Genomic DNA, 19,487 nt, shown 5'->3' with positions numbered 1-19,487 from the left:
CAGGCGGCTAAACGATGTCGTTCATGGTCACCGCCCCAGATACGTTGGCAGCGGCCGCCGGTGATTTACAGGGAATCGGTTCGGCGATAGCCGCCGCGGACGGGGCCGCGGCGACCCCAACGACCGTCGTCTTCCCGCCGGCCGCGGACGCGGTATCACTTCGCACCGCGGCGCTGTTCGCCGCGTACGGCCAGCGCTACCAGGAGATCAGCGTGCGCGCGGCGGCGTTTCATGACCAGTTTGTGCAAACGTTGATCTCCAGTAGTGATTCGTATGCCGAAACCGAGGCCTCGAACACGGCCGCCACGCAACTGACACCTGCGCTTCCCTCGCAGCAGACGGTGTCTGGAACCTTGAGCCTGGCCAGCCAAGCGCAAAGCACTCCGACGACGACGACGACGACCAACGTGGCGTTGATCATGGGCGGCACCGGAAACCCCCAACCCACCCCCGGCTATGTGACTTCCGTATACAACACCTACATCGCCCCGCACTATCCCGGCTATACCCCGACGGGCCTGACTACGCCGGAGGACTTCTGGCCCGTCACCGGCCTCACCAGCCAAACCTTCGGACAGTCGGTCCGACAGGGCGTCGCGATACTCAACAACGCGATCCTCACCGAAACCGGCGCGGGCAACCACGTTGTCGTATTGGGCTATTCGCAGAGCGCCACCATCGCCACCCTCGAAATGCGCTACCTCGACGCCCTGCCCGCCGCCATCCGACCGAGTTCAGACCTGCTGTCGTTCGTGTTGCTCTCTGACCCGAACGTTCCCAGCACCGGCATTCTCACGCACTTCATCCCCGGCTTCGGCGCATTTCACGTCGTGACTCCGGTGGACACCCTCTACCAGACCGCGATCTACACAATCCAATACGACCCGATCGCCTACTTCCCGCGGAGCATTTTCAATCTCCCGGCGGACCTCAACGCGATTTTGGGCTTCTACTATCTGCACTCCACATATCCGAACCTCACCCTCGCGCAGCTTGCGACCGCCATCCAGACGCACATCGGCGTGACCACCTACTACCTCATTCCCACCCAAAACCTGCCGCTGCTGGATCCGCTGCGCCTGATCCCCGTCCTGGGGAACCCGCTGGCCGACCTGCTCCAGCCCTTCGTCCGGCCGTTCGTCGATTTCGGCTACGCCACCGGCCTTCCCGGGCCGTTCCAGTCCATCTCGATCGCCGCTGCCGGCGGCCTGACTCCGGTTGCCGCGCAAGCAATCCCGGAACCACTCGTTGCGGCGTTGAACCCGCCACCCGACTTCCATGCGTCCTTTGACCGGCTTTAGCTCGCGGTCCGATTCAGCGGATGGACAGCAGCGAGCCCGGCGCCTGGCCGCCGGCCAGCGCGGCAGCGGCGGTGAGCAGTTCGGATAGCTGCATCGGGTACACCGTCTCGCCGACCGCTGCGAGTCGGTTGATGTCAGCAGAATCACACCAGCGGTGGCCGTGGATGTAGCTGTGCTCCAGGTCGGTTCGGCCGGCGCCGGACGGCTCGAACCGGCGGGTCCGGCAGACGAAATAGAACTCTTCGCTATCGATCAGGGCGCCGTTGAACTCGAACACTTCGTCGCGCCGCCAGACCGGGCCCACCATCTCGCCCGGCGCGACCCGCAGCCCGGTCTCTTCGGCCAACTCTCGGGCCGCGGCCTCCGCCAACCGCTCCCCCTTGCGCACCTCGCCGCCGACGGTGATCCACCATTTTGGCGCGTCATCGCGGCTGATCGCCGGGTCCGAGCCGCACAGCAGCAGCACTGCGCCCGTCTCGTCGAGGAGTACCACGCGCGCCGACGTACGGTGGTTGAGCACCCCGTGGTCACCGTGGGCCAACGCGTGGGGCCGCTCGACGATCTCGAAATAGCTTGGTAGCGATGCGGTTCCGCCGAGCCGGAGGGTGCGCACCAGGAATCGCTCGCGCAGTGCCAGGGTGTCGCGGACCGCATCATTGTGGAAGCGGCGGGCCAGCAGCACGCGGGCCTCGGCGTCTGCCAGCTCGGCGATAAGTCCCGCCGGCAGCGACGCCGGATCGACGATCGCCAGCGCGGCCGAGAGCTCGTTCTCGCACGACTCGCGCGCCTGCCGCGGCGCGCCCTCGGCAGCGTCGGCCAGCGCGGCCAGCCGCCTGCCCTCGGAGGCACCGCCGTACGCGTCGATGGCGACCGCGCGCGCGACCACGGCGCGGCGCGCCAGGGCACCGTCGAGCGCCTGCCATGACAGGTCGTAGCGGACGTGCAGCCGGTCCAGCCGGTTGGCCGTCTGATAGGCCCAGGCGCCCAGGATCGCCAGCAGCCCAACGAGCACCGCGATGGCGACGATCAACCATGTCATCAGCTGGCCACCTGAACTTTGGCGCCGGACCCGGCGACCGTCTCGTAGACCCGCATGATCTGGCTGGCCACCACCGACCAGTCGTAACACTGGACCGCCGCTGAACCGGCCGCCACATATCGTTCGCGCAGCACATCGTTTTCTAGCACCGAAACAAGGGCATCCGCGAGCGCGGCGCCGTCGCCGACCGGCACGAGACGCCCGACTTCGCCGTCGCACAGCACGCGCCGAAAGGCGTCCAGGTCGCTGGCCACCACCGCGGTGCCGGCGGCCATGGCCTCGACCAGGACGATGCCGAAGCTCTCTCCTCCGACGTGGGGCGCGCAGTACACGTCGGCGCTGCGCATCGCCGACGCCTTCCCAGCGTCGTCGACCTGTCCCAAAAACCGCAGATGCTTCACCAATTCGCCTGCCTGGCTGCGTAATTGGTCTTCATCGCCGCGCCCGACGATAAGCAGCTGCACATCCGGGAAGCGCTGGACCACCCCGGGCAGCGCCTCGAGCAGGACCGACATGCCCTTGCGGGACTCGTCATAGCGGCCCAGGAACAGCACCGTCTTGCCCGGCCGGGGGTAGCCGTCCAGCGGCGGGGCCGAGGCGAACGAGTCGACGTCGACCCCGTTGGGGATCTCGACCGCATCGGTGCCCAACGCCTCCATCTGCCAGCGGCGGGCGAGGTCGGAGACCGCGATCCGGCCCACGATCTTCTCGTGCATCGGCCGCAGGATGCCCTGAAAGACCGTCAGCGTCAGCGACTTGGTGGTCGAGGTGTGAAACGTCGCGACGATGGGTCCCTCGGCGATGTTGAGGGCCAGCATCGACAGGCTCGGTGCGTTGGGCTCGTGCAGGTGCAGTACATCAAAGTCACCCAGCATGAGCCACCTCTTCACCTTGCGGTGGGTCGCCGGACCGAACCGCAGCCGGGCCACCGAGCCGTTGTAGGGAATGGGGACGGCTTTGCCGGCGGACACGACGTAGTCGGGCAACACCGCGTGCGGCGAAGCCGGCGCCAGCACGCTCACCTCGTGCCCGCGCCGGCGCATCACCTCGGCCAGCTGCAGGACATGCGACTGCACCCCGCCCGGCACGTCGAACGAGTATGGGCAGACCATCCCGATTCGCATCAGGTCTCCCTGAGCCGCGCCTGCTTGGCCTCGGACAGGTCGGTCAGCCACTGCGGTTGCAGCATGTGCCAGTCCTCGGGGTGCGCGGCGATGTTCTTTGCGAACTGATCGGCCAGCGCCTGGGTGATGGCACCGACGTCGCCGCTGCTGCAATCCAGCGGCGGCTGCATCCAGACCCTCGAGCGGTCGCCCTCGAACCAGCAATGCGACGGCAGCAGCGCCGCCCCGGTCTCGATCGCGAGCTTCGCCGGGCCCGCTGGCATCCGGGTCGGTTCGCCGAAGAAGTCGACCTGGACCCCGGTGCGGGTCAGGTCACGCTCGGCCATCAGGCACACCACTCGGTTGGCCCGCAGCCGCTCGCACAGCACCTCGAAGGGGGGCCGTTCGCCGCCGGACAGCGGCAGCACCTCGAACCCGAGGCGTTCGCGGAAGGCGATGAAGCGCCGGTACAGCGACTCCGGGTTGAGCCGCTCGGCAACCGTGGTGAAGGTGCCGTGTGTCTGCGCGAGCCACACCCCGGCCATATCCCAATTGCCGCTGTGTGGCAACGCGCATATCGCGCCGCGGCCCGCGGCCAGCGCCGCCGCCAGATTGTCTTGCCCATCGACCGACTCGTCGAGCTGGCTCGCGAGCTTGCGGTGGTCCATCGTGGGCAGGCGGAACGCCTCCCGCCAATAACGCGCATAGGACGCCAGCGAGGCCCGCATCAGGGCGTCGGGCACCTCGGCGGGCGGCACGCCAATGACGCGGGCCAGGTTCTTGCGCAGTTGGTCCGGGCCGCCGCCGCGGGCGGCGTAACGCGCTCCGGTCTCGAACACGGTGCGCGCCGCGAACTCCGGCATCGCCCGCACGGCCATCCAGCCGGCCGCGTACGCCCAGTCGCTCGCGGTGCCGGATGCCAGGCGGCGGGGGGTGGCGATCAAACCCATGCCCGGGATCACGACATGCGCTCCGTCGCGCCGGGCGAGGTCCACACGGTGCGCAACCGCTGTACGCAGGTGACCACGCTGGCCGCGGCCAGCAGCCACATCGCCACCGGCAGGGCCGGCGGCCAGGCAACAAAGGGGAAGTCCGACACGCCGGCACCTACTAGCACGATGATGAGCCTTTCGGGTCGTTCGATGATGCCGCCGTCGCCGCGCAGGCCGCTGGCTTCGGCCCGCGCCTTGATGTAGGAGATGACCTGCGAGGTGACGAGGCAGATCAACGTCGCCACGGCCAGCAGCTTGTCGTGCAGGCCGAAGGCGGCCCACCACAGCAGGCCGCAGAACACCGCGCCGTCGCTGAGCCGGTCGCAGGTGGCGTCGAGCACGGCGCCGAAACGGGTACCACCCCCGCGCTCGCGGGCCATGGCGCCGTCGAGCATGTCGAACAGCACGAAGAACCACACCACGCAGCCACCGGCGAACAGCTTGCCCATTGGGAAGAGCGTGAGCGCCCCCGCCACAGATCCGGTGGTGCCCAAGACGGTGACGACGTCCGGCGTCAGTCCCAACCGCAGACATGCCCTGGCGGTGGGGGTGGTGAGCCGCGCGAACGCCGCCCGCGACAGGAACGGCACCTTACTCATGGCTCGCGTCTTCCTTCGCGGCTCACGACTGCTTTGCCCACTCCGTGGCCAGCAGCTGGCGGGTTTCGCGCAGCAACTGCGGAATCACCTTCGACCCGCCGATGATGGTGATGAAGTTCGCGTCGCCGCCCCAGCGCGGCACCACGTGCACGTGCAGGTGTTCGGCCAGCGACCCACCCGCAGACGTGCCCAGATTAAGTCCGACGTTGAAGCCGTGCGGGCGCGACACGTTCTTGATCACGCGAATCGCCTTCTGCATGAAGGCCATCAACTCCGCGCTCTCCTCCTCGGTGAGGTCCTCGAGTTCGGACACCCGCCGGTACGGCACCACCATCAGGTGCCCGGGGTTGTACGGATAGAGGTTGAGGACGGCATAGACGAGTTCGCCGCGGGCGACCACCAGGCCTTCCTCGTCGGACAGTTGCGGGATGTCGGTGAACGGCTCCTCGGTCTTGCCCGAAGCGTTGGGGTCGCGCTTCAGCGGCGCTTCGGCCAGATAGGTCATCCGGTACGGCGTCCACAGCCGTTGCAGGTGGTCACTCTGGCCTACACCCCTGTCGAGGATGGTGTCGTCGCGTTCCTCTTCGGTCACTGTCTACTCACCGCCGGTTACCTTCACGAGTTCGGCTGTGGGGGCGGCGTTCTCACGGTCGGCGATCCAAGCCACGATCGCGTCGACGGCGCTGTCACGGGGCACACCGTTGATCTGCGTGCGGTCGCCGAAGCGGAAGCTCACCGCCTTCGCCTGGACGTCGCGGTCGCCGGCCAGCAACATGAACGGCACCTTTTGGCCGGTGTGGTGGACGATCTTCTTGGCCATCCGATCGTCGCTGCTGTCCACCTCCACCCGAACACCGTGCGATTTCAGCTGCGCGGCAATGCTTTCCAGGTAGGGCACGTGTTCGTCGGCGACGGGGATGCCGACCACTTGCACGGGCGCCAGCCACGCCGGGAACGCCCCCGCGTAGTGCTCGGTGAGGATGCCGAAGAACCGCTCGATGGACCCGAACAGCGCCCGGTGGATCATCACGGGCCGCTGCCGGGACCCGTCGGACGCGGTGTATTCCAGCTCGAATCGGTCCGGCATGTTGAAGTCGAGCTGGATGGTCGACATCTGCCAGCTGCGGCCCAACGCGTCCTTGACCTGCACCGAGATCTTCGGACCATAGAACGCCGCGCCACCGGGGTCAGGAACGAAATGCAATCCCGAAGCCACGGCCACCTCCCGCAAGACAGCGGTGGCCTCGTCCCACATCTCGTCGGAGCCGGAGTACTTCTCCGGGTCTTTGGTGGACAGCTCCAAGTAGAAGTCGTTGAGCCCGTAATCGGCCAGCAAGTCGAGCACGAAGCGCAGCAGCGAGGTCAGCTCGTCGCGCATCTGCTCTCGCGTGCAGTAGATGTGGGCGTCATCCTGAGTCATGCCGCGCACCCGGGTCAGCCCATGCACCACACCCGACTTCTCGTAGCGGTACACGCTACCGAACTCGAAGAGCCGCAACGGAAGCTCTCGGTACGAGCGGCCGCGTGACCGATAGATCAAATGGTGCATCGGGCAGTTCATCGGCTTGAGGTAGTAGTCCTGCCCGGGCTTCCGCACCGTCCCATCGGCGTTGAACTCCGCGTCCAGGTGCATCGGCGGGTACATGCCGTCGGCGTACCACTCGAGGTGGCCCGACGTGATGTACAGTTGCTCCTTGGTGATGTGCGGGGTGTTGACGAATTCGTACCCGGCCTCGATGTGCTTGCGCCGCGAGTACTCCTCCAGTTCCCTGCGCACGACGCCGCCCTTGGGGTGGAAAACCGCCAGCCCGGAACCGATTTCATCGGGGAAGCTGAACAGGTCCAGCTCGGTGCCCAGCTTGCGGTGGTCGCGGCGCTGGGCCTCCGCGAGCAGCTCGAGGTGGCGGTCCAGCGCCTCCTGCGACTCCCACGCGGTGCCGTAGATGCGTTGCAGGCTGGCGTTTTTCTGGTCGCCCCGCCAATAGGCGGCGGAGCTTCGAGTCAGCTTGAACGCGGGGATGTGCTTGGTGGTCGGGATGTGCGGCCCGCGGCACAGGTCGCCCCAAACCCTTTCCCGGCTGCGGGGATTGAGGTTGTCGTAGGCGGTGAGCTCGTCGCCGCCGACCTCCATGATGTCGGGGTCGCCGGACTTGTCGTCGACGAGTTCGAGCTTGTAGGGCTCGTTCGCCAACTCCGAGCGCGCCTGGTCCTTGGACTCATAGACGCGGCGCTCGAACAGCTGCCCCTCTTTGACGATCTGGCGCATCCGCTTTTCCAGCGCCGCCAGGTCTTCGGGGGTGAACGGCTCTGCCACGTCGAAGTCGTAATAGAACCCATCGGTGATGGGCGGCCCGATCCCCAACTTGGCTTGCGGGAACAGGCCCTGGACGGCCTGGGCCAGCACGTGCGCGGCCGAATGCCGGATGACGCTGCGGCCCTCATCGGTGTTGGCAGCGACCGGGACGACCTCGACGTCGGCGTCGGGCACCCAACTCAGGTCGCGCAGCTTGCCGTCGCCGTCGCGCACCACCACGATCGCGTCCGGGGCGCCCCGGCGCGGCAGCCCGGCCTCGCCGACCGCGGAGGCCGCGGTAGTACCAGCAGGAACCCGGATCGGGGTAGCTGGTGTGGGCTGTGCGGGGGCGCTCATCGCGTTGGGTCTCCAAGGCTCAGTTATCTGGGGAGTGACTAATGATCTGTGAATAGTCGTTGCCATGCTATCGGGGCGGGCGTTCATAGGCCCAAGCCATTAGCGGTGCGGGGCGATTCAGGGCTGACCGGGCTTGAGCCGCACGAACAGGGCGTCGGCTTCGGTCAGCAGCGTGTCGCCGTCGGTCAACCGGCCGGACACGAAGATCTTGCGCCCGTCCACCCGGTCGATGCCCGCGTCGAACTGCAGCTCCTTTTCGATCGGCACGACATGGCGGTAGTCGATCTTCAAGTACGCCGTGCGCTGGTAGGGGCCCCCGGTGAGCACCGAGGACGTCAACCCGAGCACGCTGTCGAAGAGCATCCCCAGGCACCCGCCGTGCACGGCGCCGTTGCGGCCCAGATGGAACCGGGCGAACCGGGCCGAGCCCTGGATGCGGCCCTCGTCGGTCTTGCGCGCCGACATGGGCACGGTCAGGATGTTGCCGCGCATCGGCAGGTCCATCCGGCGCCCTGACGGGGACTCCCATTCGTCGGCGTCGAACGGGCTCAGCAGTGCCGACACCTTGTCCAGCAGGTCGGCGGCCTCGGTGATCACCGCGTCAGGTGCGTCGACGGCGCGCGCGTGGTCCTGCAGGGTGCGCACGGCGTCGATGAACCTGCCGTAGTCGGGGCCGCCCTTGGTCGTCGGCTCCGGCGGGTTGAACCCACCGCCGCGATGCTGCTGTTCCGCCACCACCACACCGTATTGCCCGGCAGAACGCGCGGCGCGGGGCGGTCACACCGTCCGTTGAGCCCCAACCACCGACAGGGTTTCGAACTCGTCGTCGGACAGCGCGATCTCGGCGGCGGCGACGTTCTCCTCCAGGTGCGCCACCTTCGATGTGCCCGGAATCGGCAGCATCACCGGCGACCGTTTCAGCAACCAGGCCAGCGCCAGTTGCGACGGACTCGCGTGGTGCTCGGCGGCGATGCGCTGCAGCGGGCCGTCGGGGGCGGCGAGCGGCCCGGCGGCCAGCGGGAACCACGGGATGAAGCCGATGCCCTGACGGGTCGCGGCGTCCAGCAGCGGCTCGGCGCCCCGGGCGGACAGGTTGTACATGTTCTGCACCGACACGATCTCGGTGGTCCGCTGAGCCTCCGTGAGCTGGTCGACGTTGACCTCGGACAGGCCGATGTGGCGGATCTTGCCCTCGTTCTTCAGCGTCAGCAGCTCGCCCACCTGATCGGCCAGCGGGAAGTCGGGGTCGATGCGGTGCAGCTGGAACAGGTCGATGGTGTCGACGCCGAGGCGGCGCAGGCTCATCTCGCATTCCTGGCGCAGATAGCTCGGGTTGCCCAGCGGGATCCAGACGTCCGGTCCGGTGCGCAGCAGCCCCGCCTTGGTCGCGATGACCAATCCGTCGTACGGGTGCAGCGCCTCCCGGATGATGTCCTCGGATATGTAGGGGCCGTAGGAGTCCGCGGTGTCGATGAAGTTCACACCGAGTTCGACGGCGCGGCGCAACACCCGGACGCATTCGTCGCGATCGGCGGGCGGGCCCCACACGCCCTTACCGGTAAGGCGCATGGCGCCGAAGCCGAGCCGGTTGATGGTCAGGTCGCCGCCGAGGGCGAACGTTCCGGACGCTGAGGCAACGGTTTTGGAGTTTTGTGCGGTCACTTTTACGACCGTACGCCGGAAATGTCGGCGTGCATCTCGGCGTGGCAAGCTGGGCAGGTGGACTTAGCAGCGCTCGAGGAACTCCCGTTGACGTACACCGAGGTGGGGGCGACCGCATCCGGCAAGCTGCCCGCGGGGTACGGCCACCTGCACACGGAGAAACAAATCGGGACGGGACAACAGCGCTTCGAGCGGGCCGCCGACGCCGTCATGCGCTGGGGCATGCAGCACGGGGCCGGGCTGCGGGTGCGGGCCAGTTCCGAGGTCGCGGAGGTCGACACAGTTGTGGTGGTGCGCATGGGTTTTCTGCCCGCGCCGTGCCGGGTGGTGTACGTGATCGATGAACCCGACATACGCGGATTCGCCTACGGCACCCTGCCGGGACATCCGGAGTCTGGCGAGGAACGCTTTGTCGTCCGGCGCGACCCCGTCACCTCCGCGGTGTTCGCGGAGGTGACGGCGTTCTCCCGGCCGGCGACCTGGTGGAGTAAGGCCGCCAGGCCGGCGGTGTCGGTGGCCCAGCGCGTCATCGCGAAACGCTATCTGCGCGGGGTCTGAGCGACCGGTTATCGGCGCGCGATGCTGCCGCTGTGTACGCCCTGCGCCAGGCGGGCGAGCGCGATGGCGCCGACCAGCAGACCGAAGTCGCGCAGTGCCACGTCGTAGAAGCCGGGCCCGGTGACCAGGTCGATAATGATTCCGGCCAGCCAGGCCGCGACTACCCAGGCACCGAATCGCGGGGCGACGGCGACCAGCACACCGGCCACGATCTCGATGACGCCCACCAGATACATGCATTGATCGGCGGTGCCGGGCACCAGATCGTTGATCCAGCCGGCCAGGTACATGCTCCAGTGATGCGGGTGGGTCAGCACGTTGAAGAACTTGTCCAGCCCAAAGACGATGGGCGCGATGGTGAAAACGGTGCGAAGGGCGTAGTACGCCGACAGCGCCGGATCCTTCAACTGGGCTGTGAGCGTGGGGGTTGCGTTGGTGGTGCTCATAGTTGCCTCCTTCTAACAGATAGTAATTTGAACGTTAGATTCTGTAGACTGTAGCGTCAAGAGTTTTATCTGTTAGAAACGGTTGTTGACGTGAACGACGACTCCCTCGAGCGCGACGCCGCCGGCATCGGGGCGCTCGCCGACCCGGTGCGCCGCGAGCTCTACCGGTTCGTGTGCGCTCAATCCGCGCCGGTGAGCCGCGATCAAGCGGCCGACGCCGTCGGGATTCCACACCACCAGGCCAAGTTTCACTTGGATCGGTTGACCGCCGAGGGCTTGCTGGAAAGCGAGTACGCGCGCTTGGCGGGCCGATCCGGCCCGGGTGCGGGACGGACATCCAAGCTCTACCGCAGGGCGGGCCGCGACATCGCGGTCAGTCTCCCCCAGCGCGAATACGAACTGGCGGGACGGCTGATGGCAACGGCGATCGCGAAGTCGTCCTCCAGCGGTGAGCCCGTTGTCGAGGTCCTCAACGGGGTCGCGCATGACTACGGACGGACCATCGGTGCCACGCCGCGGCGGCCCGCCAACGCAGCGGCGGGGCTCAAGCTCGCCGTCAAGGTCCTGAGCAGGTACGGCTACGAACCCCACACCATCGGTCGCAGAATCGAACTCGCCAACTGCCCATTCCACGCGCTCGCCCAGGAGCAGACCGAGCTGGCCTGCAACATGAACCACGCGCTCATCACCGGCGTGGCCGATGCCCTGGCGCCGCACGGTCCCGACGCCCAGCTATGTCCCGGGCCGGATCGCTGTTGCGTTGTGCTCACCCCGAGCGACACGTAGCCCGGAGCACCCAGTTCGTCGCCGAGTGTCACGCTGGCGTCACGACGGCCGTCGAACGTCACGCGAGCGTGGCGGCTGGCGCTACGAACCCCAGCCGGCCAGCAATCGCTCTGCGCCCGAACACATCTCGTCGATCACCTCGGCCACCGACGCGTCGTCACGGATCATCCCGACGCCCTGACCGGCGTCCACGGGGGCGACCCGGCGATCGTCGGCGGCGATGGAGGCCGCGAGTTCGTCGCAAGCCTGCGGGTTGAGCGCGTCCTCTTTGCCCGTCCAGCGCTCGACGAAGTCGTTGGTCAGCACCCGCGACGGGAAGCGCGCGGGCCACGGCCTTGCCTGGGCCACGTCGAAGGCCCGGGTGACCGCGGTGTCGGTGGCGCGGGCCGCGATCAGTGCGCGGCGGCTGCCGTCGCCGGAGAGCGCCTCCGGACACGCGGCCAGGCGCGTGCCCACCCACGCCCCGCTCGCACCGGCGGCCAGCACGGCGGCCAGGCTGCGCGCCGATGCGACGCCGCCGCCCGCGAGCACCGGGACCGAGACGGCGTCCAGCACGGTGTCGAGCAATGGCAGCGTCGCGAGCTTGGTCTCACCGTGCCCGCCGCCCTCGGAACCCCGGGCGACCAGAATGTCGACGCCGGCATCGGCCGCCCGGCGCGCCCCGACACTGTCGTATACCTGCGTGGCGGCCGGGATCCCGGCGTCGTGCGCCTTGGCGACCCACGACCAGTCGGTTCCGAAACTGACCGACAGCAGGGCCGGCCGTGCGGCCAGGGCATCCTCCAGCAGCCCCGCCTCGGTGCGCATCACCCAATCGACCAGGCCGATGCCGAACGTTCCCCGCACGTGCTGCAGCTGGGCTTGAAGCAGTTCCCTCGTCGCGACGCTGCCCATGCCGACCATGCCCAGACCGCCGGCCGCGGTGACCGCCGCGGCCAGCCGGCCACCGGCGACCCCGCCCATCGGCGCGTTGACGATCGGTACCCGCAGCCCGAATTCTCTCGACCAAGCCGTGGAAAGCATCCGGCTAGTGAGCCGACGGAATGCTCTTGAGCACGGTCAGCATGACCACCGAATCCTCGACCGCGTGCAGGGCGTGCCGTTCGGGCGGAATCGCGACATAGTCGCCGGTTTCGCCGTCCCAGGCGTCACCGCCGGTGGTCAGCTGCACGTGGCCCTGCAGCACCTGCAGCGTCGACTCACCGGGGCTGTCGTGTTCGGAAAGCTCATGGCCGGCAAGCAATGCCAGCACCGTCTGCCGAAGTTCGTGGGTGTGGCCACCGTGGATGGTATGGGCGGCCCGCCCGCTGTGCGATTCCTTGGCCTCGGCCAACTTTTCGGATGCGAGGCTGGTCAACGAGATCGATTCCATAGCAGAGTCCCTTTGCGGTTGGGCGGACGCGGTCAGAACGTCAATAGCAGTATCCCCGCCACAATTAGCGCGATTACCTTGACCACCTCGAAGCCGACGTACACGTAGTGGGCTCGGGAGCGCGGCCCGTCCGATCCCGCGAGCACGCTGTCGGATCGGCGCGTCAATCGGGGACGCACCGCGATCAACTGCGCGGCCAGCGCGCCGACGGCGACCAAAATCGCCGCGGTGATGCCCGCCGTCGTCGGGCCGGCGACCACGATCGCCACGACGACCAGGGCGAAGCAGACCTCGACGGTATTGAGGGCCCGAAACACCAGCCGCCCGATGCCGAGCCCGATCTGCAGCGTCACGTTGGGCGCGCGGAACTTCAGCGGGGCTTCCAGGAAGGAGATCGCCAGCACCATGCCGAGCCACACGAAGGTGACCGCGACGGCGATCGCCGGTCCGGTACTCATTTGACCGCATCCTGCAGTGCCAGGTGCGCCACGCACAGATCCGGTTCGACGAACGCGTCGAGCCGGTCGACGGCGACCGGCGCTCCCCACGCCTCCATGGCTCCCTGCATGAGGCCGAGGTGCACCGGGCAGACGACGGTCGTCCGGTTTTCGGCCAATTCCAGGAACGGACAGTGGCGCAGGCCGACCTGTTGCTCACCGTCGGCCGCCCGGCGTTCGGGCGCGAAGCCAAGTTCGTCGAGCATGTTGACCAAGTGGTCGATGGCGTCGTCGGCGCTGGCCGGGTCCGTGAGCACCGGTTCCAGGCTGGAATCCAGCTTTTGCCCCCAGGCCCGGCCCGCGGCCAGAGCCTTGGTGCTGGCATCGCGCTCTCCCGCGAACGCCACGGCCAAGATCTCGGCGAGCAGGCGATAGTGCCGCGTGCCGCCCCGGTCCATCTGCCGGACCGCCCGGAACATCAGCGGCGGGCGGCCGGGCCCCTTGCGGTCGAGCTCGACGTGCTCCACTTGTCCGTCGCCGACCAGGCTGTCGAGGTGGAAGCGGACGGTATTGGGGTGCACGCCCAGCACGTCGGCGATCGCGACGATGCTCATGGGATCGGGCGACGTGCGCAACACCCGTAGCACCTCGCGGCGGCGGCTGGCGGATTCCCCGATCGACGTGGGCGGCAACTTCACGGGACCCTCACGCTCCTTCCGCCTGGTCGGCCCTCGGCTGAGCGGCCACCAAAGGCGTGTCTACACCGAGCGGACCCAGCTTGGCCGCCCCACCCGGGGATCCCAAGGGCGCATCGCGGCCCGGCAGCGTTTCAGCGAAGAACGCCTCATTGTCGGCCAGGTACGGCTTGAGCTCCTCGGGCAGGTCGTCTTCGTAGTAGATCGCGTCGACCGGGCACACCGGCTCGCACGCGCCGCAGTCCACGCATTCGTCGGGATGGATATAGAGCGCCCGGCCGCCCTCGTAGATACAGTCGACGGGACACTCGTCCACACAAGCGCGGTCCATCACGTCGATGCATGGCTTCCCGATCACGTAGGTCATGCGTTAGAGTTTACACAAGGCAACTTGTAAAAACGAGAGGGTTGGGAGAACCAGTGCGACGTTCGCAGCGGCAATTCACCGCCGGCCCGGATGGGCTGCGCTACAGGACCGTGCACCAGCGGCGCCAAGCGCTGGTCGTGGATCCCCTGAAAAGCGCTGCGCGGCAGGCGGTCTGGTGATCAAGCCACGGGCCGATTCGCGGCCTCCCCTGCCGTCAGCCAGTCGCGGCGACGACGCCGTCGCGGGCCATTGGCTGCTGGCCAGGCTCGGCAAACGCGTCCTTCGCCCCGGCGGCGTCGAGCTCACCCGCACACTGTTGGCCCGCGCCGAGCTGGCCGACGCCGACGTGGTCGAGCTGGCCCCGGGCCTGGGCCGCACCGCCACCGAGATCCTGGCCCGTCACCCTCGGTCGTACGTCGGCGCCGAGGGAGATCCCGACGCGGCCAACGTGGTTCGCGGCGTGCTCAAGGACCTCGGTGCCGAGAATGGCGACGTCCGCGTCGCCGACGCAGCGGCCACCGGATTACCGGACGCCAGCACCGATGTCGTCATCGGGGAGGCGATGCTGACCATGCAGGGCGACGCTGCCAAGCACGCCATCGTCGCCGAGGCGTCCCGAGTGCTGCGGCCGCGGGGCCGCTACGCGATCCACGAATTGGCCCTCACACCGGACACGGTCCCGGAGGAGGTCAGCACCGACATCCGCCAATCGCTGGCCCGCGCGATCAAGGTGAACGCGCGACCGCTGACGATCGCGGAATGGTCGCGGCTGCTGGCCGATCACGGGCTGGTGGTCGACCACGTCGCGACCGCGCCGATGGCCCTGTTGCAACCGCGCCGACTGGTCGCCGACGAAGGGCTGCTCGGGGCGCTGCGGTTCGCCGGGAACGTGCTCGTCCACCGGGACGCCCGCAAGCGGGTCCTCACGATGCGCCGCACGTTCCGCCGGCATCGCAAGCAACTGGCCGCCGTCGCCATCGTCGCGCACAAACCCTGACGTCGAGCGGCTTAAGCTAAATGCTTTGTGCCGAAGCCGGTTTCGTGCCTTCCGGGTGGGCGAGCCGGTAAACCTCGATGAGCCGCGCCACATCGGTGGGCGTGACGATGCCGACGACCTGGTCACCGTCGAACACCAGGGCACGGCTGCGAAGCCCGGCGGGTGCCATCCGCTCCAGCAGGGCGGTCAGCGGCTCCTGCGGCGTGCCGGACGGCACGTCGTGCAGCGGTTGCGCGACCTCCCCGACGGTGGTGGTGGCGCGTTGCCCGGGCGCGACATCACGCAACTGCCGCAACGTGATCAGACCTGAAATCGACCCGCTCCGGTCCACGACCGGGTACGCCGAGTGCCGGTCACCGAGCACATAACGCTGGACGAAATCGTCGACGGTGATCCATCCGGGAGCGGTATGCGGCCCGGCGGTCATCGCGTCGGCGACGCGCACCCCGGAAAACATCTGCTGCGTCGATATCCGCATCTCCTCTTCGCGACTGGCCGCGAAAATGAACCACCCGATGAAGGCCAACCAGACGCCGCCGACCAGGCCGCCCAACAAGAATTCCGCCAATCCCAACGCAATCAGGATGAATGCGACCACTCGTCCGGCATGCGCGGCTCCGATGCCGGCGCGCACGCTGTCCCCGTGGCGGCGCCACAGGAAGGCACGCAGCACCCTGCCGCCGTCCAAGGGTGCGCCCGGCAGCAGGTTGAACAGGCCCAGCAGCAGGTTGATGCCCGCCAACCAGGAAGCGACGCCGACCGCGATGGGGGCGGCGCCCACGGTCGACAGGGCAGCAACCAGGCCACCGAAGATGGCCGCCAGCGCAAGGCTGGTGGCCGGGCCGGCGATCGCGATCCGGAAGGCCGCCTTGGGTGTCTTCGCCTCCCCGCCCAAGGTGGTCACACCGCCGAACAGCCAGAGCGTCACACTCCCCACGGCCACTCCGGCGCGGCGGGCGACGACGGCATGCGCCAGCTCGTGGGCCACCAACGAGGCCAACAGCACCAGCGCCCCGCACGCTCCGGCCAACCAGTAGGCACCGTGCGAATACCCTTTGACCGTGCCGGGCAGCGTGCTCGCCAGGCTCCAGGTGAACAACCACAGAATGACCAGCACGCTCCAGTGGACGTTCACCGGAAAGCCGGCGATCCGCCCGATCGGGATCGCATCACGCACCTTGAACCTCCAAAATCGTTGAAACGAGGCGGTTCGACTGCCGCCTCTTACCCGAAAGTAGGGCGACGCCGTGGTGGCCACTAGGGTCGTTGGACCCCGCGCCGGCGGCCAATCGGCCTACTTTGGACCCAGTCAAAACTCGCACCGACGTCCCAGGCAGCCGCCGCTGAACGTGGCGTCGGCGGCGAGCAGCGCCTGGTCGGAACCGACGTAGCTGAGTACCTGCCCGGCCCGCGTGCCGTAGCGGTACACGGTGATGCCTTTGACCTTCGCCTTCCACGCGGCCAGATAGATCGCGCGGACGTCGTCGACGGTCGATTCCGCCGGCAGATTCACGGTTTTGGACACCGCGGCGTCGACGTGCCGCTGCACCGCGGCCTGCATCCGCAGGTGCCAATCCGGGGTGATTTCCGCCGCGGTGGGGAACGCCGCCCGAACCTCGGCGGGCACATATGGGTCCTCGCGTACACCGCCGCACCGGGCGATTTCGGCGATCAGGTCGGGATGGTAGAAACCGCGGTCGCGGGCGAGCCGGTCGAAACACGGGTTGACTTCGAGCAGGCGTCGCCCGATGACGGCACGCACGTAGGCGATCGCAAACATCGGCTCGATCCCCGCACTCGTCCCGGCGATCAACGAAATGGTGCCGGTGGGGGCGATCGAGGTGAGCTGGGCGTTGCGCCGTGGCACCGAACCCGCAAACCGGCTGTCCGGGAAGGCCGGAAACGCTCCGCGCTCCTCGGCCAGCCGCTCCGAGGCGGCATGCGCGACCCGGTTGACGGTGCGGGCGATCCGCCCGGCCAGGCGAACCCCGCGCTCGCTGTCATACGGAATGCCCAAGCCGGCCAGCATCTCCGCCAGGCCCATCACGCCCAGCCCAATCTTGCGGGTGGCCTGGGTGGCCGCCTCGATTTCGGGGAAAGGAAAACGGCTGACGTCGATGACGTCGTCCAGAAAGCGCACGGCCAGTTCCGCCACCGCTGCGAGCCGATCCCAGTCGACGCCACCGCCGTTCACCATCCGGGCAAGGTTGATCGAGCCCAAGTTGCACGACTCGTAGGGCAACAGCGGGACTTCCCCGCACGGGTTGGTGGCCTCGATCCGGCCCAGCGCGGGCGTCGGATTGGCGCGGTTGATCGTGTCGAGGAACACCAGCCCGGGGTCGCCGCATCGGTGTGCCGCCTCGCAGATCGCGGTGAACAGATCGGCGGCGGGCACCGTCGCGACCGTCGCGCCCGTCCTCGGGTTGACCAGCCGGTGGCTGCCGCCGCGCCCGACGGCGCGCAAGAACTCGTCCGTCACGCCCACCGACAGATTGAACTGGTTGAGCTCGCTCGGCGAGCCGGATTTTGTGGTGACGAAGTCGAATATGTCGGGATGCGATACGTCGAGTACCGCCATCGACGCACCGCGTCGGCGACCGCCCATCGAGATGACCGCGGCGGCGTAATCGAACAGCCGGAGAAACGACAGCGGCCCACTGGCCGTCCCGCCGGTGCGGGCCACTGAATCACCGGCGGGTCGGAGGTGGGTGAACGTGTAGCCGGTCCCTCCCCCGGCCTGGTGGATGTCCGCGCTCTGCGCGAGCGTGGTGAAGATTGAGTGCAGCGAATCGTCCACTGGCAGAACGAAACATGCGGAAAGCATCCCGAGTTCGGTACCGGCGTTCATCAGCGTCGGCGAGTTGGGTAAGAACTCGAGGCCGCGGAGCAGCGCCGAAAACCGTTGGGCCCACACCGCCGAGGACCCGGGACGGAACTTCTCTTCGGCCCCCGCGACATGGTTCGCGACGCGGTCCATCATTTCCCCGGTCGATTCAACAGGCCTGCCATGGTCGTCTCGCAGCAGATACCGCTCGCCGAGCACCGTCACGGCGGCCACGCTCAATTTCAATTCGTCGCGCACGCCGATCAGCTCTTTGGTCGCGCGCAGCTCGGCATGCTGCCGGCGGTAGACGACGTATGCGCGGGCAACGTCGTCCAGGCCGGCAGCCGCGAGCTGCGCCTCGACCAGGTCTTGGATGTCCTCGACCGTCGGAATTCCGCCGCGGGCCCGACCCGCCAGCGCGTCGGCGACCGACTTGGCCAGCACGGCGGGCAGGCCCGGGTCGCGGTGTCCGACCTCACGGGCCGCCCGGGCGATCGCCGTCTTGATGCGGCCCAAGTCGAAAGGCACTAGGCGCCCGTCCCGGCGCCTGACGCTTGACGGCCACCGTGCGGACCGCGCTGTCCCGACCATCATTCGAGTATCCCCGTCGCGGCCAAAGGTCGTCGCCCAAAACGTGACAAGGACTTCCGCCCCTATCGTGGCGTCGGCTGGAGTGGTCGGATCGAATACGTCCCGTTTCAGGCAACAGACATCTCAGGAGAAGACAATGACCACCACCTTGCCCGCGACACAGAAGCCGCACATGCTGTTCCCCGAGTTCTCCGAGTTCTTCTCGGCGTTCCCGTCGTTCGCCGGAATCCGTCCGATGTTCGACACCCGGCTCATGCGGTTGGAAGACGAGACGGTTGACGGCCGCTACGAGCTGCGCGCCGAGATCCCCGGCATCGACCCGGCCAAGGACGTCGATATCACCGTCCGCGACGGTCAGCTCACCATCAAGGCCGAGCGCAGCGAGAAAAAGGAATTCGACGGCCGATCGGAATTCTCCTACGGCTCGTTTGTCCGCACCGTGTCACTGCCGTCCAACGCCAACCAAGACGACATCAAGGCCACGTACGACAAAGGCATTCTGACTGTCTCCGTGCCGGTTTCGGAACCCGCACCCGAGGAGAAGCACGTAAAAGTCGCCGCAAAATAGCCGGCTGAAGCGCGGACCCGGGCATCGTTGCCCGGGCCCGCTCTGGGCCGTTGCGGGTGCGGGCCCCGGTGATGACTTTGGGCCCTATCCGCAATCTGCGCGTGACGGAATAATGGCGTCGTCTGACGTAACTTGGCTGGTGCGGTTGCGGCTGAACAAAGGAGCATCACGACTATGGGTGGTAGCCCAACGTTGTTGTTGACCGACTCTGACGTGGACGCCCTGGCATCGGAATTCCTGCAATCGCGGTATCTCGGCCAGATTTATGCCGACTGGTCGCCCGATCGACGCCTCGACACGTTCCTGCGGCGCCGCGGCCTGTCTCGCGTTGCCGACGACGGCGACCTGTCCAATACCGTCTTGGAACGGATCATGGCCCACGTGGGGCGTGCCTCGCACCTGGCGCGAGGCTGATCGCCCCATTCGGAGGTAGACCGGTCCCACCGCTTCGGGACCAACGGCACTATTGAGTCTTGCGCCGCACGGCGGATAGTGATCCC

General features: G+C 67.7%; 22 protein-coding genes. 6 read left to right on the top strand and 16 right to left on the bottom strand.

Annotated elements, in window-relative coordinates; genetic code table 11:
• Positions 1 to 23 precede the first annotated feature (23 nt).
• Entirely contained in the window at positions 24 to 1,301 is a 1,278-nt protein-coding gene (locus AWC17_RS17290; RefSeq protein WP_276038521.1) for a PE family protein, read from the top strand.
• A 13-nt stretch (positions 1,302 to 1,314) separates the two neighbouring features.
• On the opposite strand, the gene AWC17_RS17285 is transcribed toward AWC17_RS17290, so the two are convergent.
• The 8 genes from AWC17_RS17285 to AWC17_RS17250 all read right to left on the bottom strand — a co-directional run bounded on the left by AWC17_RS17285 (position 1,315) and on the right by AWC17_RS17250 (position 9,346).
• Entirely contained in the window at positions 1,315 to 2,340 is a 1,026-nt protein-coding gene (locus AWC17_RS17285) for an NUDIX hydrolase (RefSeq protein ID WP_085164881.1), read from the bottom strand.
• Entirely contained in the window at positions 2,340 to 3,464 is a 1,125-nt protein-coding gene (locus AWC17_RS17280; RefSeq protein WP_046185459.1) for a glycosyltransferase family 4 protein, read from the bottom strand. The genes AWC17_RS17285 and AWC17_RS17280 overlap by 1 nt, the downstream gene beginning before the upstream one ends.
• Positions 3,464 to 4,393 carry a phosphatidylinositol mannoside acyltransferase gene (locus AWC17_RS17275; RefSeq protein ID WP_046185462.1) on the bottom strand — a complete coding sequence of 310 codons (930 nt, stop codon included), beginning with the start codon at positions 4,391 to 4,393 and terminating at the stop codon, positions 3,464 to 3,466. Before AWC17_RS17275 ends, AWC17_RS17280 begins: the two co-directional genes overlap by 1 nt.
• 8 nt (positions 4,394 to 4,401) lie before the next feature.
• Positions 4,402 to 5,034: a phosphatidylinositol phosphate synthase gene (gene pgsA, locus AWC17_RS17270; protein WP_046185458.1), complete on the bottom strand. Its 633-nt coding sequence runs from the start codon at positions 5,032 to 5,034 to the stop codon at positions 4,402 to 4,404.
• A gap of 22 nt (positions 5,035 to 5,056) precedes the next feature.
• Positions 5,057 to 5,626, bottom strand: coding sequence for an ATP adenylyltransferase (locus AWC17_RS17265; RefSeq protein WP_046185457.1), 570 nt, complete (start codon positions 5,624 to 5,626; stop codon positions 5,057 to 5,059).
• Positions 5,627 to 5,629: 3 nt separating this feature from the next.
• Entirely contained in the window at positions 5,630 to 7,684 is a 2,055-nt protein-coding gene (gene thrS, locus AWC17_RS17260) for a threonine--tRNA ligase (protein WP_046185456.1), read from the bottom strand.
• A gap of 117 nt (positions 7,685 to 7,801) precedes the next feature.
• A complete protein-coding gene (locus AWC17_RS17255) occupies positions 7,802 to 8,425 on the bottom strand; it encodes a PaaI family thioesterase (protein ID WP_046185455.1) in 624 nt (207 codons plus the stop codon).
• Positions 8,426 to 8,461: 36 nt separating this feature from the next.
• Positions 8,462 to 9,346 (bottom strand): aldo/keto reductase, encoded by an 885-nt coding sequence (locus AWC17_RS17250; protein WP_085164879.1) that lies wholly within the window; start codon positions 9,344 to 9,346, stop codon positions 8,462 to 8,464.
• 57 nt (positions 9,347 to 9,403) lie between these two features.
• Here AWC17_RS17250 and AWC17_RS17245 point away from each other — a divergent pair, with 57 nt between their 5' ends.
• Entirely contained in the window at positions 9,404 to 9,904 is a 501-nt protein-coding gene (locus AWC17_RS17245; RefSeq protein ID WP_046185461.1) for a DUF1990 family protein, read from the top strand.
• An 8-nt stretch (positions 9,905 to 9,912) separates the two neighbouring features.
• On the opposite strand, the gene AWC17_RS17240 is transcribed toward AWC17_RS17245, so the two are convergent.
• Complete coding sequence (locus AWC17_RS17240) at positions 9,913 to 10,350, bottom strand: Rv2617c family stress response/phage resistance protein (protein ID WP_046185453.1); 438 nt, start codon at positions 10,348 to 10,350, stop codon at positions 9,913 to 9,915.
• Positions 10,351 to 10,440: 90 nt separating this feature from the next.
• Between AWC17_RS17240 and AWC17_RS17235 the strand changes: the two genes are divergently transcribed.
• The gene (locus tag AWC17_RS17235; protein WP_046185452.1) at positions 10,441 to 11,136 is read left to right on the top strand and encodes a helix-turn-helix transcriptional regulator; all 696 of its coding nucleotides are present in this window, start codon (positions 10,441 to 10,443) and stop codon (positions 11,134 to 11,136) included.
• Positions 11,137 to 11,217: 81 nt separating this feature from the next.
• On the opposite strand, the gene AWC17_RS17230 is transcribed toward AWC17_RS17235, so the two are convergent.
• The 5 genes from AWC17_RS17230 to fdxA are packed head-to-tail and all read right to left on the bottom strand — an operon-like array spanning position 11,218 to position 14,007.
• Positions 11,218 to 12,159, bottom strand: a complete 942-nt coding sequence (locus AWC17_RS17230; RefSeq protein ID WP_085164877.1) for an NAD(P)H-dependent flavin oxidoreductase — start codon at positions 12,157 to 12,159, stop codon at positions 11,218 to 11,220.
• Positions 12,160 to 12,163: 4 nt separating this feature from the next.
• The gene (locus AWC17_RS17225) at positions 12,164 to 12,508 is read right to left on the bottom strand and encodes a cupin domain-containing protein (RefSeq protein ID WP_046184934.1); all 345 of its coding nucleotides are present in this window, start codon (positions 12,506 to 12,508) and stop codon (positions 12,164 to 12,166) included.
• A gap of 32 nt (positions 12,509 to 12,540) precedes the next feature.
• The gene (locus AWC17_RS17220) at positions 12,541 to 12,966 is read right to left on the bottom strand and encodes a hypothetical protein (protein ID WP_046184933.1); all 426 of its coding nucleotides are present in this window, start codon (positions 12,964 to 12,966) and stop codon (positions 12,541 to 12,543) included.
• Positions 12,963 to 13,643 carry a helix-turn-helix transcriptional regulator gene (locus AWC17_RS17215; protein ID WP_046184932.1) on the bottom strand — a complete coding sequence of 227 codons (681 nt, stop codon included), beginning with the start codon at positions 13,641 to 13,643 and terminating at the stop codon, positions 12,963 to 12,965. The genes AWC17_RS17220 and AWC17_RS17215 overlap by 4 nt, the downstream gene beginning before the upstream one ends.
• Before the next feature lie 7 nt (positions 13,644 to 13,650).
• Positions 13,651 to 14,007: a ferredoxin gene (gene fdxA, locus AWC17_RS17210; RefSeq protein WP_046184931.1), complete on the bottom strand. Its 357-nt coding sequence runs from the start codon at positions 14,005 to 14,007 to the stop codon at positions 13,651 to 13,653.
• 175 nt (positions 14,008 to 14,182) lie between these two features.
• Here fdxA and AWC17_RS17205 point away from each other — a divergent pair, with 175 nt between their 5' ends.
• Entirely contained in the window at positions 14,183 to 15,004 is an 822-nt protein-coding gene (locus AWC17_RS17205) for a class I SAM-dependent methyltransferase (RefSeq protein ID WP_046184930.1), read from the top strand.
• A gap of 16 nt (positions 15,005 to 15,020) precedes the next feature.
• Here the strand turns inward: AWC17_RS17205 and AWC17_RS17200 are convergent, their stop codons facing one another.
• Both AWC17_RS17200 and AWC17_RS17195 read right to left on the bottom strand, forming a co-directional pair.
• Positions 15,021 to 16,181 (bottom strand): site-2 protease family protein, encoded by a 1,161-nt coding sequence (locus AWC17_RS17200; RefSeq protein WP_046184929.1) that lies wholly within the window; start codon positions 16,179 to 16,181, stop codon positions 15,021 to 15,023.
• Between the two features lie 132 nt (positions 16,182 to 16,313).
• On the bottom strand, positions 16,314 to 18,419 hold the full coding sequence (locus AWC17_RS17195; RefSeq protein WP_046184936.1) for an adenosylcobalamin-dependent ribonucleoside-diphosphate reductase: 2,106 nt from the start codon (positions 18,417 to 18,419) through the stop codon (positions 16,314 to 16,316).
• Between the two features lie 136 nt (positions 18,420 to 18,555).
• Between AWC17_RS17195 and AWC17_RS17190 the strand changes: the two genes are divergently transcribed.
• Together AWC17_RS17190 and AWC17_RS17185 are read left to right on the top strand one after the other, a co-directional pair.
• The gene (locus tag AWC17_RS17190) at positions 18,556 to 18,987 is read left to right on the top strand and encodes an Hsp20/alpha crystallin family protein (RefSeq protein ID WP_046184928.1); all 432 of its coding nucleotides are present in this window, start codon (positions 18,556 to 18,558) and stop codon (positions 18,985 to 18,987) included.
• Between the two features lie 198 nt (positions 18,988 to 19,185).
• Entirely contained in the window at positions 19,186 to 19,401 is a 216-nt protein-coding gene (locus AWC17_RS17185) for a hypothetical protein (RefSeq protein WP_197083447.1), read from the top strand.
• Positions 19,402 to 19,487: the final 86 nt, after the last annotated feature.

Source organism: Mycobacterium nebraskense, from assembly GCF_002102255.1.
In the GTDB taxonomy this organism is placed as follows: Bacteria; Actinomycetota; Actinomycetes; order Mycobacteriales; family Mycobacteriaceae; genus Mycobacterium; species Mycobacterium nebraskense.
This window is presented reverse-complemented; position numbering and strand designations above follow the sequence as displayed.

Coding starts and splice junctions, on each gene's coding strand:
- AWC17_RS17280 (WP_046185459.1), bottom strand. CDS start 3,464: ATGCGAATCGGGATGGTCTGCCCATACTCGTTCGACGTGCCGGGCGGG.
- AWC17_RS17285 (WP_085164881.1), bottom strand. CDS start 2,340: ATGACATGGTTGATCGTCGCCATCGCGGTGCTCGTTGGGCTGCTGGCG.
- AWC17_RS17230 (WP_085164877.1), bottom strand. CDS start 12,159: ATGCTTTCCACGGCTTGGTCGAGAGAATTCGGGCTGCGGGTACCGATC.
- AWC17_RS17275 (WP_046185462.1), bottom strand. CDS start 4,393: ATGGGTTTGATCGCCACCCCCCGCCGCCTGGCATCCGGCACCGCGAGC.
- AWC17_RS17290 (WP_276038521.1), top strand. CDS start 24: ATGGTCACCGCCCCAGATACGTTGGCAGCGGCCGCCGGTGATTTACAG.
- AWC17_RS17195 (WP_046184936.1), bottom strand. CDS start 18,419: ATGGTCGGGACAGCGCGGTCCGCACGGTGGCCGTCAAGCGTCAGGCGC.
- AWC17_RS17190 (WP_046184928.1), top strand. CDS start 18,556: ATGACCACCACCTTGCCCGCGACACAGAAGCCGCACATGCTGTTCCCC.
- AWC17_RS17240 (WP_046185453.1), bottom strand. CDS start 10,350: ATGAGCACCACCAACGCAACCCCCACGCTCACAGCCCAGTTGAAGGAT.
- fdxA (WP_046184931.1), bottom strand. CDS start 14,007: ATGACCTACGTGATCGGGAAGCCATGCATCGACGTGATGGACCGCGCT.
- AWC17_RS17220 (WP_046184933.1), bottom strand. CDS start 12,966: ATGAGTACCGGACCGGCGATCGCCGTCGCGGTCACCTTCGTGTGGCTC.
- AWC17_RS17225 (WP_046184934.1), bottom strand. CDS start 12,508: ATGGAATCGATCTCGTTGACCAGCCTCGCATCCGAAAAGTTGGCCGAG.
- thrS (WP_046185456.1), bottom strand. CDS start 7,684: ATGAGCGCCCCCGCACAGCCCACACCAGCTACCCCGATCCGGGTTCCT.
- pgsA (WP_046185458.1), bottom strand. CDS start 5,034: ATGAGTAAGGTGCCGTTCCTGTCGCGGGCGGCGTTCGCGCGGCTCACC.